We start from the raw sequence: 255 nt of genomic DNA on the forward strand, positions 1-255 counted from the left end.
TCACCGAGGGGATCCAGGTCACGCCGCCATCCCGGGAGGTGATGGTGCGTACCGGGATGCCATCGGCCACCGGGCTATACAGGCCAAGCCCGGCATCGCCGACTTTTTCATCACTGGGCGTCATCCCCAGGCCGTGCCAGCTGAAGTGGCTGGCGGCAGTGCCCGCACGGTTGTCGATGGTGTTCAGGGTGAAAATGGTCGGCCCTTCGCAACGCACACTCAGCAGCAGGGTTTCCCTGGGCAGGTCGGTGTAGG

General features: G+C 64.7%; 1 pseudogene. It reads right to left on the bottom strand.

The window, feature by feature from the left end:
- Nucleotides 1-255 (bottom strand): annotated as a pseudogene (locus AAEZ05_RS29335) (DUF1120 domain-containing protein); the annotation flags it as partial.

Source organism: Pseudomonas sp. HY13-MNA-CIBAN-0226 (assembly GCF_040310305.1).
Taxonomy (GTDB): domain Bacteria; phylum Pseudomonadota; class Gammaproteobacteria; order Pseudomonadales; family Pseudomonadaceae; genus Aquipseudomonas; species Aquipseudomonas gregormendelii.